Origin of the sequence: Achromobacter sp., from assembly GCF_049647645.1 — a bacterium.
GTDB lineage: Bacteria > Pseudomonadota > Gammaproteobacteria > Burkholderiales > Burkholderiaceae_B > Achromobacter.
Window position 1 is genome coordinate 1 of sequence record NZ_JBARYB010000139.1, and the last position, 13729, is coordinate 13729.

Annotated in this window: 16 protein-coding genes; 12 read left to right on the forward strand and 4 right to left on the reverse strand. The window is 66.5% G+C overall.

What is annotated here, in order from left to right; translation table 11 throughout:
• The first annotated feature begins 376 nt into the window (after nucleotides 1–376).
• The 5 genes from WBB14_RS16680 to WBB14_RS16700 all read left to right on the forward strand — a co-directional run bounded on the left by WBB14_RS16680 (nucleotide 377) and on the right by WBB14_RS16700 (nucleotide 4002).
• On the forward strand, nucleotides 377–535 hold the full coding sequence (locus WBB14_RS16680; protein ID WP_013395673.1) for a DUF5993 family protein: 159 nt from the start codon (nucleotides 377–379) through the stop codon (nucleotides 533–535).
• A 9-nt stretch (nucleotides 536–544) separates the two neighbouring features.
• Nucleotides 545–1117: a disulfide bond formation protein B gene (locus WBB14_RS16685; protein ID WP_424240829.1), complete on the forward strand. Its 573-nt coding sequence runs from the start codon at nucleotides 545–547 to the stop codon at nucleotides 1115–1117.
• A gap of 100 nt (nucleotides 1118–1217) precedes the next feature.
• Nucleotides 1218–1739 (forward strand): 5-(carboxyamino)imidazole ribonucleotide mutase, encoded by a 522-nt coding sequence (gene purE, locus WBB14_RS16690; protein ID WP_013395671.1) that lies wholly within the window; start codon nucleotides 1218–1220, stop codon nucleotides 1737–1739.
• Nucleotides 1740–1744: 5 nt separating this feature from the next.
• The gene (locus tag WBB14_RS16695) at nucleotides 1745–2935 is read left to right on the forward strand and encodes a 5-(carboxyamino)imidazole ribonucleotide synthase (protein ID WP_424240830.1); all 1191 of its coding nucleotides are present in this window, start codon (nucleotides 1745–1747) and stop codon (nucleotides 2933–2935) included.
• 14 nt (nucleotides 2936–2949) lie between these two features.
• Nucleotides 2950–4002, forward strand: coding sequence for an L-threonylcarbamoyladenylate synthase (locus WBB14_RS16700; protein ID WP_424240831.1), 1053 nt, complete (start codon nucleotides 2950–2952; stop codon nucleotides 4000–4002).
• A 10-nt stretch (nucleotides 4003–4012) separates the two neighbouring features.
• Here the strand turns inward: WBB14_RS16700 and WBB14_RS16705 are convergent, their stop codons facing one another.
• Genes WBB14_RS16705 through WBB14_RS16720 form a run of 4 tightly spaced genes read right to left on the reverse strand, consistent with a single transcriptional unit; the run spans nucleotide 4013 to nucleotide 7201 of the window.
• Nucleotides 4013–4840 (reverse strand): IclR family transcriptional regulator domain-containing protein, encoded by an 828-nt coding sequence (locus WBB14_RS16705; RefSeq protein WP_424240832.1) that lies wholly within the window; start codon nucleotides 4838–4840, stop codon nucleotides 4013–4015.
• Nucleotides 4840–5481: a 3-oxoacid CoA-transferase subunit B gene (locus WBB14_RS16710; RefSeq protein ID WP_424240833.1), complete on the reverse strand. Its 642-nt coding sequence runs from the start codon at nucleotides 5479–5481 to the stop codon at nucleotides 4840–4842. Before WBB14_RS16710 ends, WBB14_RS16705 begins: the two co-directional genes overlap by 1 nt.
• A gap of 26 nt (nucleotides 5482–5507) precedes the next feature.
• Nucleotides 5508–6188: a 3-oxoacid CoA-transferase subunit A gene (locus WBB14_RS16715; RefSeq protein WP_424240834.1), complete on the reverse strand. Its 681-nt coding sequence runs from the start codon at nucleotides 6186–6188 to the stop codon at nucleotides 5508–5510.
• Nucleotides 6189–6202: 14 nt separating this feature from the next.
• Nucleotides 6203–7201, reverse strand: a complete 999-nt coding sequence (locus WBB14_RS16720; RefSeq protein ID WP_424240835.1) for a Bug family tripartite tricarboxylate transporter substrate binding protein — start codon at nucleotides 7199–7201, stop codon at nucleotides 6203–6205.
• 334 nt (nucleotides 7202–7535) lie between these two features.
• Between WBB14_RS16720 and WBB14_RS16725 the strand changes: the two genes are divergently transcribed.
• From WBB14_RS16725 to WBB14_RS16755, 7 genes are all read left to right on the forward strand, one after another.
• On the forward strand, nucleotides 7536–8558 hold the full coding sequence (locus WBB14_RS16725; RefSeq protein WP_424240836.1) for an amino acid ABC transporter substrate-binding protein: 1023 nt from the start codon (nucleotides 7536–7538) through the stop codon (nucleotides 8556–8558).
• Nucleotides 8559–8678: 120 nt separating this feature from the next.
• Complete coding sequence (locus WBB14_RS16730) at nucleotides 8679–9545, forward strand: IclR family transcriptional regulator (RefSeq protein ID WP_424240837.1); 867 nt, start codon at nucleotides 8679–8681, stop codon at nucleotides 9543–9545.
• 278 nt (nucleotides 9546–9823) lie between these two features.
• The gene (locus WBB14_RS16735) at nucleotides 9824–10732 is read left to right on the forward strand and encodes an arginase family protein (protein ID WP_424240841.1); all 909 of its coding nucleotides are present in this window, start codon (nucleotides 9824–9826) and stop codon (nucleotides 10730–10732) included.
• A gap of 42 nt (nucleotides 10733–10774) precedes the next feature.
• Nucleotides 10775–11563: an ABC transporter substrate-binding protein gene (locus tag WBB14_RS16740; RefSeq protein ID WP_424240838.1), complete on the forward strand. Its 789-nt coding sequence runs from the start codon at nucleotides 10775–10777 to the stop codon at nucleotides 11561–11563.
• Nucleotides 11564–11593: 30 nt separating this feature from the next.
• The gene (locus WBB14_RS16745; protein ID WP_424240839.1) at nucleotides 11594–12286 is read left to right on the forward strand and encodes an amino acid ABC transporter permease; all 693 of its coding nucleotides are present in this window, start codon (nucleotides 11594–11596) and stop codon (nucleotides 12284–12286) included.
• Between the two features lie 4 nt (nucleotides 12287–12290).
• Nucleotides 12291–13043, forward strand: coding sequence for an amino acid ABC transporter ATP-binding protein (locus WBB14_RS16750; RefSeq protein WP_207465483.1), 753 nt, complete (start codon nucleotides 12291–12293; stop codon nucleotides 13041–13043).
• A 160-nt stretch (nucleotides 13044–13203) separates the two neighbouring features.
• Nucleotides 13204–13729, forward strand: a 526-nt coding sequence (locus tag WBB14_RS16755) for a thiamine pyrophosphate-binding protein (protein WP_424240840.1), incomplete at its 3' end; no start/stop codon positions are given.

Below are 13729 nucleotides of genomic sequence, written 5' to 3' on the forward strand. Positions count from 1 at the left end.
CCTCCGTCCGGCCACCGGCTCACGGCATCTGCCCATGAAGGGGGGCCGAAACCACCGCATTAGGCCGCCGCCAGCCGAGGACCCCGGAGCCATCCGAAGCGCAGCCCCACCGGGGCGAGCATCGGAATGGCGCAGGGCAGCCTCGGCGGCTAAAGAACCCTGACATCCGCAAGCTCGAAGCCCTGCCACTCCGCCCCCCCGGTAGTTGGATTTACGTCCAACTACCGGGGGGCGGTTCAGATGGAGCGTTTTTTTCGCCATGAAAGCGCCTGCCCTGCAAGTGTTATCAGGGCTTTCGATAGGATTTATTGCGAATTGTGACGTTATAATTCCCGGCTGCTTGCATGGGGACGTTCCCCAGAAAGGAGCTCCCAGCATGGTAATGATGTTGCCTTTCCTGACTGGCCTGATCGCGGTGTGGTTCGGCATGCTAGGCAGGCGCCGCCCCTGCGTGACCTTCTGGCTGCTGACGCTGGCGCTGTTCGCCGCTTGGTGCCAATACCACATGACCAGCCCGCTGGCCTTGTCGTTCTGAGGGGGGGCGATGATCTTCTCCCGCAATCCCACACGCGGCTCGCGCATCCTCAACGGCCTGGCGCTGCTGGGCGTTACCGGCGCCCTGGGCATGGCCTTCTTCTGGCAGATCGCCTACGACGAACTGCCTTGCCCGCTGTGCCTGCTGCAGCGCGTGGCGCTGATGCTGGCCGGCATGGGCTTTCTGTTGAACATGCGCCTGGGCCCGTCGCCGCTGCACTACGCGATGGGTATTGCGGGCGCGCTGGGCGGCCTGCTGGCCTCGGGCCGTCAGGTGCTGCTGCACATCGCCCCGGGCGATCCGGGTTACGGTTCGCCGCTGCTGGGCCTGCATTTCTACACCTGGGCGTTCATTGCCTTTATCTCCATCATCGTGTTCTGCACGGTGATGCTGGCGGTCGACCGCAAGTGGGGCGACAACATGCTGCGCAAGCCGGTATCGGTGCTGGGCGTGCTGGTCATGGCCCTGTTTTTCCTGATGGCGCTGGCCAACGTCGGCAGCACCACGCTGGAGTGCGGTTTCGGGCCTTGCCCGGACAACCCAACCAGCTATCAGTGGCTGGATTCCGCCTCTGCCACATAGCCCGGCGCCGGCGCCGGGTAAAATACCGGGTTTCGCGGCATCCGTCCGCGGTCCTTTGACTCTCCGCGGCCCTGCGCCGCGGTCTTCTACGACACCGGTTATGACAGCCAAGACTTCCGCAGCGGCAGAGGCCACCCCCGTGGTGGGCGTGATTATGGGTTCTTCCAGCGATTGGGAGGTCATGAAGCACGCGGTCACCATGCTGGAGGACTTTGGCGTTCCCCATGAGGCGCGCGTGATCTCCGCGCACCGCATGCCGCAGGATATGGCCGAGTACGGCGCCGAGGCGCATGCGCGCGGCCTGCGCGGCATCATCGCCGGCGCCGGCGGCGCGGCGCACCTGCCGGGCATGATGGCGGCGCTGACCGAAGTGCCGGTGTTCGGCGTGCCAGTGCCGTCCAAGTACCTGCGCGGCGAGGATTCGCTGCTGTCCATCGTGCAGATGCCCAAGGGCGTGCCGGTAGCCACGTTCGCGATCGGCGAAGCCGGCGCCGCCAATGCGGCGTTGCACCTGATCGCCACCCTGGCGGGCACGGATGCCGGCTTGCACAAGAAGCTGGTGGCGTTCCGCGCCCGCCAGACGCAAGCCGCGCGCGACATGAAGGTTCCGCCCGAGGCCTGATCAGAATGACTCAATCGACTGCTTTCATGATTGCTCCCGGCGGCTGGCTGGGATTGCTGGGCGGCGGCCAACTGGGCCGCATGTTCTGCCACGCGGCCCAGAGCCTGGGCTACAAGGTCGCGGTGCTGGATCCGGCCGCCGAATGCCCGGCGGGCATGGTGGCCGACCTGCACATCCAGGCGGCCTATGACGACGAGGCCGGCCTCGAGCGCCTGGCACAGACCTGTCAGGCCGTCACCACCGAATTCGAGAATGTGCCTGCGGACAGCCTGCGCACGCTGGCCACGCGCTGCCGCGTGAGCCCGGCCGGGGACGCCGTGGCCATCGTGCAGGACCGCATCGCCGAAAAAACCTTCATCGCCTCGCAGGGCATTGAGGTTGCGCCGCATGCCGCCATCCGCAGCGAGGCCGACCTGCGCGCAGCACCCCAAGGCCTGTTTCCCGGCATCCTGAAAGTCGCCCGCCTGGGCTACGACGGCAAGGGCCAGGCCCGCATCGACACGCGCGAGGAAGCGCTGGCCGCCTTTGCCGAATTCGGCGGCGTGGCCTGCGTGCTGGAAGCGCTGATGCCGCTGGACTACGAAATCTCGGTGGTGCTGGCGCGCGGCTTCGACGGCGCGAGCGTGGTGTTTCCCGTGGCGCGCAACGTGCACCGCGATGGCATCCTGGCAGTGTCGACCGCCGCACCCGTGCAGCAGGACGCGGCCCATGCCGAACGGCAAGCCCGCGCCACGCAAGCCGCGCAAGCCATCGCGCAGGGCCTGGGCTATCACGGCGTGCTGTGCGTGGAATTCTTCGTGCTCAAGGACGGCAGCCTGATCGTCAACGAGATCGCGCCGCGTCCGCACAACAGCGGCCACTACACCATGGACGCCTGCCTGACCAGCCAGTTCGAGCAGCAGGCGCGCGCCATGGCCGGCCTGCCGCTGGGCGGTTCCGATCTGCTGGCGCCGGCCGTCATGCTGAACATCCTGGGCGATATCTGGTATCCGTCGGCCGCTGCGACGGCGCAGCGCGAGCCCGACTGGGCCGCGGCGCTGGCCGTGCCCACGGCCAAGCTGCACCTGTACGGCAAGCGCGAAGCGCGCCGCGGCCGCAAGATGGGCCACATCACGATCGTGGCGCCGACCCTGCAGCAGGCCCGCGACGACGCGGCACGCGTGGCGGCGGCGCTGGGCATGCAGGCTCCCGAGTAAAGCGCGCCGATTCCATGACTTCCTTGTCCCCGACCGCGTCCGCCAGCGCAGCCGAGATCGCCCGCGCCGCGCAGCGCATGCTGGACGGCGAGTTGGCCGCGTTTCCCACCGAGACCGTCTACGGCTTGGGCGCCGATGCGGAAAACCCGCAAGCGGTCGCCAAGATCTACGCGGCCAAGGGCCGGCCTTCCAATCATCCCGTCATCGTGCACATCGCGCCGCAAGGCGACCTGTCGTACTGGGCGGCGGAAGTGCCGCAAGAGGCGCGCCTGCTGATCGACGCCTTCTGGCCCGGTCCGCTCACGTTGATCCTCAAGCGCGCATCGCACATCGTCGATACGGTCAGCGGCGGCCAGGACAGCATTGGCATCCGTTGCCCCTCGCATCCGGTGGCCCAGGCGCTGCTGGCGGCCTTTGCCGCCGGCAAGCCCAACGGGCAGGGCGGCGTTGCGGCGCCTTCGGCCAACAAGTTCGGCCAGGTCTCGCCTACACGCGCCGAACACGTGCGCAGCGAATTCCCCGAGGAGGTCGCGGCCGGCATGCCGGTGCTGGAAGGCGGCGCATCGGAAGTCGGCATCGAATCCACCATCCTCGACCTGTCGCGCCTGGACCGCGGCGCGGGCCCCGTGCTGCTGCGTCCCGGCCACATCAGCGCCGCGCAGATCGAAGCCGTGCTGGGCGTGCAGGTCTTCGCGCCCGACGCCGCCGCGCCGCGCGCCTCGGGCACGCTGAAGGCGCACTACGCGCCGCGCACGGCGCTGGAACTGGCCACCGATGCGCGCCTGCGGGACGTAGTGCAGGGGCAGGGCCTGCCCCAGGGCAAGGTGGTGGTGGTCGCCTACGGCGATCGTCCCGCTGCGCTCGACGCCCGGGTGCAGTGGCAGGCCGTGCCTGCGGATCCGGCGCGCTATGCGCAGGCGCTATACGGCCTGCTGCGCGACCTGGACCAGCAGGGCTATGCCCGCATCATCGTGCAGGCGCCGCCCGCCACCGATGACTGGCACGCCGTCAACGACCGCATCGGCCGCGCCGCTGCCGCCTTCACGCTGGATACGACGGACCTGTAAGGCTCGCGCCTTACGCCGCCAGAAACTCCCCGATCCGCTCCACCGCTTGCCGCAGTGGCGGCAGGAACTCCTCCGTCAGCCGGTTCAGCGGCACCCGCGCCGCCTTGACGCTGACGTTGACCGCGCCGCAGGCCTTGCCGCTGGCCGAGCGCACCGCCACGGAAATGGCGCGCACGTTCAGTTCCAGCTCCTGGTCGACGACCGCATAGTCCTGCTCGCGGATGCGGGCGAGTTCCGCGCGCAGCTTGTCTTCGGCGATCACCGTGAACTCCGTGTACGGCTGCAGGTCCGTCGCGGCGAAGTAGCGGGCCAGCGCGGGTTCCGGCAACTGCGCCAGCAGCACCCGCCCGATGGAGGTGCAATAGGCCGGCAGCCTGCTGCCCAGTCCCATCGAGGTCGCCAGCAGACGCGTGACTTCGGAACGCGCCAGATACAGCATTTCGTGGCCTTCCATGATGGCCAGGGCGCAGGTCTCGTTGATGGTGGCGCTGAGTTCTTCCAGCACCGGCTGCGCCAACGAGACGAAGGGCGTGGACGAGAAGTAGGCATAGCCCAGGCCGAGGATGCGCGGCGTCAGCACATAGAGCCTGCCGTGCTGCTCGGCGATGCCCAGCAGGATCAACGTGTGCAGGCAGCGTTGCACCACGGCGCGCGGCAGGCCGGCGCGGCGGCTCAGTTCGGCCGCGGTCTGCGGATGGCGGCGGGTGCCGAAGGCGCGGATCACATGCAGGCCGCGCGCCAGCGTCAGCATGTAGTCCGGATCGCCGCGCAACTGGTCGGGATGATCTTCCGCCGCGAGCGGCGCGGCATAGCCGGGCGGGGGAAGATTGGGCCGCATCAGGCTGCGCGCAGTGGCGCGCCGGTGCGCGCCTGGAGGACTGAGAGGGTCATGCCGTCGATCATATCCCGAACCAGCAGCCCGCTCGGCGTGACCTCGATCACGGCCAAGTCGGTATAGATCCGGTCCACCACGCCGGCGCCCGTCAGCGGATAGATGCAGCGCTCGACGATCTTGGGCTCGCCGCTCTTGCTGTTGTGCTCCATCATGATGTAGACGCTGCGCGCGCCCACCGCCAGGTCCATCGCGCCGCCCACGGCCGGGGCTTCGCCCGGCTTGGCCAGCGACCAGTTGGCCAGGTCGCCGTTGGCCGCGACCTGCATGCCGCCCATGACGCAGATGTCCAGGTGGCCGCCGCGCATCATCGCGAACGAATCCGCGTGATGGAAGTAGGCGCCGCCTGCGAGCAGGGTCACGGGCTGCTTGCCGGCGTTGATCAGGTCCAGATTGACGTCGGCTTCGGCGGGCGGCGGCCCCATGCCCAGGATGCCGTTTTCGCTGTGCAGCACGATCTCGCGGCCGGCGGGCAAGTGCGCGGCCACCAGCACGGGCATGCCTATGCCCAGATTCACGTAGCTGCCGTCGGGGATGTCCTGGGCCAGGCGGCGCGCCATGGCCTCGCGGGTCAGGGGTTGGAACATGCGGATTCCTTTGGGTTCGACCAGCCCTAGCTGGAAAAAGCGGCGTTGGCCACCTGGGTGACGCGCTTGACGAAGATGCCCGGGGTCACCACGGCCTCGGGCGATAGTTCGCCCAACGCGACCTTGGCGCGCACCTGCACGATGGCGGTCTTGGCCGCCATGCACATGACGGGGCCGAAGTTGCGCGCGCTCTTGTTGTAGGTGAGGTTGCCCCAGCGGTCGCCCAGATCGGCCTTCACCAGCGCGAAGTCGCCGTGCAGGGGAAGCTCGAAGACGTGGCCGCGGCCGTCGATCATGCGCGTCTCCTTGCCGCGCGCGAGTTCAGTGCCATAGGCCGTGGGCGTATAGAACCCGCCCAGGCCGGCGCCTGCCGCCCGCAGGCGTTCGGCGATGGTGCCTTGCGGCACGCATTCCAGTTCGATGCGGCCCTGGCGGTAGAACTCGTCGAAGACCCAGGAGTGCGAGGCCTTGGGAAACGAGCAGACCACCTTGCGCACGCGCCCGGCCTTGATCAGCGCAGCCAGGCCGGTCTCGTGGTTGCCGGCGTTGTTGCTGACCACGGTGAGGTCGCGCGCGCCTTGCGCGATCAGCGCGTGGATCAGTTCCGTGGGCATGCCGGCGCCGCCGAAGCCGCTGATCAGCACGGTGGCGCCGTCGTGGATGTCCGCGACGGCGGACTCGGGCGTGTCGTAGAACTTGTCGATCATGGTGAGCTCCGCGTTCAGTCCACGGTGATGCGCGCCTGCTTGATGATCCCGGCGTAGCGCGTCGAGTCCGTCTTCATCAGTTCCGAGAATTGCGCGGTGGTGCCGCTGGCCGGCAGGAAGCCCGCGTCCAGGAACTTCTGCCTGACGTCCGGCTCCTTGACGATTTCGCTGATCTCGCGCGCCATGCGCTCGATGATGGGCGCGGGCGTGCCGGCCGGCGCCATCAGCCCGGCCCAGGACCCGGTCACGAAACCGGGCAGGCCGGCTTCCTCCATGGTCGGGATCGAGGGTTCGGTGGGCCAGCGTTGCTTGCCGGTGAACGCCAGCGCCTTCAGCCGGTTCTGTTTGACATACTGCATGGGCACGAGAATGGGGTCGAACACCATCGAGACCCGGCCGCCCAGCAGGTCGGCCAGGATGGGGGCGCTGCCCTTGTAAGCCACGTGCGTCATCGTGATCTTGCTTTGCAGCGCGAAGTCGGCGCCGGTCAGGTGCGCGCTGGAACCGTTGCCGCTGGAGGCATAGGTGAGCTTGTCCGGATTCTTGCGGGCATAGTCGACCAGCTCGGCCACCGTCTTCACCGGTATTTCTTCCGCCACGAACAGGAACAGGGGCAGGTCGGCCATCTGCACCACCGGCGTCAGGTCGGCGGGCTTGTAGCCCAGCTTGTACAGATGGAAATTGATGATGTAGGCCGGAAGGATGGATAGAAAGGTGTAGCCGTCCGCCTCCGCCTTGGCGGCGATGGCCGAGCCCACGCTGCTGTTGGCGCCGGGGCGGTTCTCGATGATGATGGTCTGCTTCAGGCGCGGGCCGAGCTTGTCCATCACGATGCGGGTGACGATGTCGGTCGAACCGCCGGGCGTGTACGGCACGATGACCTTGATGGGCTTGCTGGGCCAATCATCGGCGGCATGGACTGCGCTGGCGGCCAGGCCGGCGGCCGCCAGGGCCGTGCCCAGCAGGGTCATGAGGATGCTGCGGCGGGACTGCGAATGGCTTGCATGGGTCATGGGTTGGTCTCCTCCACGAATCGACCGCTAGCGTGAGCGCGGCCGTTATTTTTGAGAGATCGCGACGCCGGCAGCGGCGGGCCCGGGACGCGAAAAAAGTATGGCACCAAGGCAAGCGGCGATCGCGGCGCGGCGGGCGGATAAAGTTCGTTCACCGGACAGCTCCGCAACCTTCTGGAGCAGTGGTCTCTTCTCCGGGTTTCCACTAGGCGCCGTTGCGTTGTTCACGCCGTGGACATCGCTTAATCTGGCGGCCGGCCCAGTAAGGCAGGGCTCGGTTTCAAACGCGGCCGGCTTACAAGCCGGCGCGGCATCCATCTCAGGAGAAGCGATCATGAAGCGGTCCATCTTGTTTGCAGCCAGCGCCATTGCCCTGGCTTGCGCATCCCAGGCGGCGGTGGCGGGACCCACCCTCGATGCCGTGAAGAAAAAGGGATACGTGCAGTGCGGCCTGACCGACGGCGTATCCGGCTTTTCGGCCACCAACAGCAAGGGCGAATGGGAAGGCATGGACGTGGACATCTGCCGCGCGGTTGCGGCGGCCGTGTTCGGTGATCCGACCAAATTCAAGGGCACGCCGCTGTCCACGCAGCAACGCTTCACGGCGCTGCAATCGGGCGAAGTGGACGTGCTGCTGCGCACCGTCACCTTGACGCAGACCCGCGACACCTCGCTGGGCCTGGCGGCAGTGGCCGCCAGCTTCTACGACGGCCAGGGCATCCTGGTGAACAAGAAGCTGGGCGTCAAAAGCGCCAAGGAACTCAACGGCGCCACGGTCTGCGTGCAGCCGGGCACCACCACCGAACTCAACCTGGCCGACTGGTTCCGCACCAACAATATCGAGTTCAAGCCGGTGGTGATCGACAAGGTGACCGAGGTCGTGCGCGCGTTCGAGTCGGGCCGCTGCGACGCCTTCACCGACGATGCCTCGCAACTGGCGGCGGTGCGCGCCACTCAGGTCGCCAAGCCGGACGACTACGAGATCCTGCCCGAGCGCTTCTCCAAGGAGCCGCTGGGCCCCATGGTGCGCCAGGGCGACGAGAACTGGCTGGGCATCGTGCGCTGGACGCTGTTCGCGCTGATGGAAGCCGAGGAATACGGCATCACGCAGAAGAACGTGGACGAAATGCTCAAGAGCAACAATCCCAACATTGCGCGCATCCTGGGCGTGACGCCGGGCGCGGGCAAGAACATGGGGCTGGATGAAAAGTGGGCCTACAACGCCATCAAGGCGGTGGGCAACTACAGCGAAGTGTTCGAGCGCAACGTGGGCAAGGACAGCAAGCTCGGCCTGCAACGCGGCACCAACGCGCTGTGGAACAAGGGCGGCGCCATGTATCCCTGGCCGATCCGCTAAGGTTCACGGCGGTCAAGACGGCCCGGTACTCCGGGCCGTTTTTTTATGGCATCGCCACGCGATACGTTCGCACCGTAATGCGGTACGCTATGCGCTTTCCACTGGACGCCCCCACGCGCCATGACGCAGATCCGAAACGCCGAGGATTCCCCATTGTTCATCGCCGCGCTGGCGCGCGGCGTCTCTGTCCTGCGGGCTTTCAGCGAGGGGCAGCCGGCCATGACCCTGCCGGAACTGGCCGAGGCCACGGGGCTGAGCAAGAGTTCGGTGCAGCGCTTCACCCACACCCTGTGGACCTTGGGCTACCTGCGCAAGGATCCTTCGAGCAAGAAGTTCTCGCTGGGGCCCTGGTCGCTGGAACTGGGCATGAAGTATGTGCAGACCAGCCCGCTGGTGCTGGGCGGCAATCCCTTCCTGCATACGCTCAACCGCAACAGCCAGGAAACCTGCAGCCTGGCCGAGCCCGATGGCCTGGACATGGTCTACGTGGCACGTTTCGCCACCCACAAGGAAATGTTCGTGAACATGCCGGTCGGCATGCGGCTGCCGCTGTATTGCACGGCGGCTGGCAGGGCTGTGCTGGCCCGGCTGGATCCCGCGGTCGCGCGCGGCCTCCTGGAGCGCTGCGACCGCAAGTCGTACACGGCCGCAACCATCACCGATATGGACGCGCTCCTGGCCGAGCTGGAGTTTGCCCGGCGTCACGGCTATGCGCGCTCCAACGGCGAGTTCTATCCGGGGGACATCACGATCAGCGCCGCAGTGCTGGACGCGGGCGGCACGCCGATAGGGGCGGTCAATGTATCGGTGCCGTCCAGCCGTTGGTCGTTCGAGCAGGCGCAGGCGGTGTTCGGCCCGCAAGTGGTGGAAACGGCGCACGCCATCAGCGCGTCGCGCACGCTGGGACGGTCGCGTCCCTACTATGAAATGGAGCCGCCGGGCGGCGCCTTGCGCGACGCGATGCCGTTTGCCAGCGACGACGCTTAAGTCCTGCTCCAGCCCCGCTCCGGCGCCTGCGTGCGGACGCGCTTGCGCGTTTTAATCGTACTAATTTAGTCGGATATAAAAATAACGATTAGGGGAAACTCCCTAATTGGCTGGATGCTTGTACGCACGCTACTCTTATTTTGACACGATCATATCGCACAGCGATTTGATTGAATCTAAATAGTGATCCCGATAGTGCTCATGGGCACGCGTCGTCACACAGGAGCCGAGTTGTGCAGCAGCCAGCCGAAGTCTGTTTTCATCCCGTTGCGGGATTCATGGGCCTGCCTGGCGTCCGAGCCGCCGGCACGGGCGCGGCGCGCGCCTGCGTGGTGGGCATACCCTTTGATTGCGGCACGCATCCGTTCCGGGTCGGCTCGCGCCAGGGGCCGGACGCGATCCGCGAGCAATCCAGGCTGCTGCGGCCGGTCGACATCTTCCGTCGCCACGGCATCGACAACCCGCCGGAGTTCCTGCGCGCCATCGACGTGGGCAACGTGGCCTGCCATCCGGGCGATCCGGACGCCTCCTATCCCCTGATCGAGGCTGGCATCGGCGCCATCCTGGACGCGGGCGCCATCCCGATTTCCATGGGAGGGGACGGCGCGGTCACCTTGCCGCAGCTACGCGCCGTGGCGCGCCGCCATCCGGATTTCGTGGTGCTGCATTTCGATTCGCACACCGACACCTATCCCATTCCTGGCTACAACACGGCCACCACGTTCACGCGCGCCGCCGAAGAAGGGCTGCTGGACGTGGCGTCCAGCTTCCACGTCGGCACGCGCGGCAGCTCCTTCATGCCGGGCGTGCTGGAGTTCGGCCGCGAGGTCGGCTACACGATCGTGCCTTACGACGATTTCGATCAGGACCAGAAAGGCGCGCTGGCCGACATCAAGCAGCGCATCGGGCAGCGTCCGGTGTACCTGTGCTTCGACATGGATATCTTCGATCCCTCCTGCGCGCCGGGCGTGTGCACGCCGGAGTGGGGCGGACTGTCGGCGAAGGAAGGGCTGGCGCTGCTGCGCCAGCTCGCGGGCCTGAACTTCGTGGCGTTCGACGTGAACACCGTGTCGCCGCCGCAAGACGTGCAGGGGGCCACGGCCTTCCTGGCTGCCACCGTCATGCAGGAATTCTGCGCGCTGGCGGCGGTAGCGGTGCAGCAGTATCCGCAGGGGCGTCCGGCCTGAGCCGGAACAGCCACGGCGGTAACTTCATTCAAGGGGAAAACGATGAAACTCAAATCCATCCTGTTGGGCATTGCCGCTGCCAGCCTGCTGATCCATGCCGGTGCGCAGGCGCGTACGCTGGACGAGATCCGAGCGGACCAGAGCCTGAACGTGGTCACCACGGCGTCCGCGCCGCCGCACGGCTTCAAGAATCCGAAGTCGAATCAGCTGGAGGGCATCATGGTGGACGTGGCCGCGGGCGTGGCCAAGCACCTCAAGGTGTCGGACAAGCTGTCCGACGTGCCATTCTCCGGCCTGATTCCCACGCTGACCTCGGGCCGCGCCGACGTCATGTCCGCGCCGCTCTTCATCACCGAGGAACGCGCCCGCGCCATCGATTTCTCGGCGCCGGTCTATGAGTGGGGCGAGGGCGTCGTGGTCAGCGACAAGGCCAACAAGAAGTACGCCAAGTTCGAGGACATGAAGGGCCAGCGCGTCGGCGTGCTGGTCGATTCGGTGCAGTTCAACATGATCAAGGACATGCCCGGCACCAAGGTATCCACATACCAGGATTACTCCACGCTGCTGGCCGACGTGCGCGCCGGCCGCATCGACCTGGGCATCGTGGATCCGCCCAGCATCATCTATCAGATCAAGACCAAGAACATCCCGGGCGTGAAGCTGGATACGGGCTACCAGCCGCAGCGCAAGTGGCAGGTGGGCATGGCCGTGCAGAAGGGCAACGCCGCGCTGCTGGAGGCCGTCAACGGCGCACTGGCCCAGATGAAGCAGAACGGCGAGCTCGCCGCCATCGGGCAGAAGTGGGGTGTCGCCGACCTGATGAGCAAGTAACGCCGCACCGGCACGGATAAGGAGCACGACTTGGATCTCGCGACCCTGCGCATGTACCTGACCCCCCTTGCCGAGGGCACGGTCTGGACCCTGGCGCTGTTTTTCTGTTCGGCATTCCTGGCGGTGGCCTTGGGCTTGCTCGTCTGTCTGTGCCGCCTGTCGCCATCGCGGCTGCTCAGCCGCGGCGCGCGTTTCTACATCGACGTGATACGCGGCACGCCGCTGCTGTTGCAGCTGTTCTACATCTACTACGGGCTGCCCGAGATGGGCGTGGTAATCAACGGCTTCGTCGCCGGCGTGCTGGGGCTGACGCTGAACTTCGGCGCCTATCTGGCGGAGCTTTTCCGCAGCGGCATCCAGTCGGTCGATAGCGGCCAATACGAGGCGGCGCGCGCGCTGGGCCTGGGCAAGGTGCAGCGGCTGCGCCGCATCGTGCTGCCGCAGGCGTTGCGCACCGTGTTCCCGGCGCTGGGAAATTACGCGCTGGTGTTGATCAAGGAAACCTCGTTGGTAGCCGTCATCAGCGTCTACGAGCTGATGCGCGCGGGCGAAATGCTGGCGGGCGCCACCTTTCAGGCGCTGACCGTCTACACCATGGTGGGCGTTATCTACTTCGCCATGTGCAGCGTGCTGGCGTACCTGTTCCGCCGTTCCGAAAAGCGCTTGACCGTGCCGGGCTACTGGAGCGGTGCGGGCGAAAACCACGACATTTCCAAGGCCTGATGCGATGGATGGACTGAACTACGCCGCCCCTATCATCACCATGCAGGGCGTATGCAAATGGTATGGCGACTTCAAGGTGCTGGACGACCTGGCGCTGGAGGTGCTGCCCGGAGAGAAGCTGATCCTGTGCGGGCCGTCCGGTTCCGGCAAGTCCACCACCATCAGGCTGATGAACCGCCTGGAGGAACACCAGAAGGGCCGCATCGTGGTCGACGGCATCGAACTGAACGACGATCTGAAGAACATCGAGCGCATCCGTGCCGAGGTCGGCATGGTGTTCCAGCACTTCAACCTGTTCCCGCATCTGACCGTACTGGATAACTGCACGCTGGCGCCGATGCTGGTGAAAGGCGTGCCGCGCGAGGAGGCCGAAGCGCGCGCCATGGAATACCTGGAGCGGGTGAAGATCCCGCAGCATGCGTCCAAGTACCCGGGCCAGCTATCCGGCGGCCAGAAGCAGCGCGTAGCGATCGCGCGGGCCCTGTGCATGCGGCCCAAGATCATGCTGTTCGATGAGCCTACTTCGGCGCTGGACCCCGAGATGGTCAAAGAGGTGCTGGACACCATGGTGGCGTTGGCCCGCGACGGCATGACCATGGTGTGCGTCACGCACGAGATGGGTTTCGCGCGCGAGGTCGGCGACCGCGTGGTCTTCATGGACCAGGGGGCGATCGTGGAAGCGGACACGCCGGACAATTTCTTCCGCGCGCCGCGCACCGAGCGCGCGCAGGCCTTTCTGGGGCAGATACTGGGCTGAGGACGCTCATGCAAATTCCGTTTGGCGGAACCTGCGGAATGGTTCCATGACGACAGCCTGAAATGGCTCTAGCCGGTTTCGGCTACGCTACCTATCATGCATGTCACGCGGGCGCGCACGCGCCCATGCACCGCCAATGGAAAATGACCAGGGAAAAACGATGAACGGCGCTGATAGTCTTTGCGATACCTTGCTTGCCAACGACGTGGACGTTTGCTTCGCGAATCCGGGCACATCTGAAATGCACTTTGTCGCGGCATTGGATCGCAAACCGAAGATGCGTTGCGTGCTGGGCCTGTTCGAAGGCGTGGTGACGGGCGCGGCTGACGGCTATGCGCGCATGGCCGACAAGCCTGCCGCCACCCTGCTGCACCTGGGCCCCGGGCTGGGCAACGGCCTGGCCAACCTGCATAACGCCAAGCGCGCCCGCACGCCCATGGTCAACATCGTGGGCGACCACGCCACCTATCACGTCCAATACGACGCGCCGCTGACCAGCGACGTCGAGGGCGTCGCGCGCCCGATGTCGCACTGGGTCAAGCGCACCATGAAGGCCGCCGACCTGTCCGCCGACGCCGCCGAGGCCGTGGGCGTGGCGCGTCGAGCGCCGGGCAACATCGCCACGCTGATCCTGCCGGCCGACGCGGCCTGGACGGACCTGCCGGACAACGCCGCCGCGCCCGTGT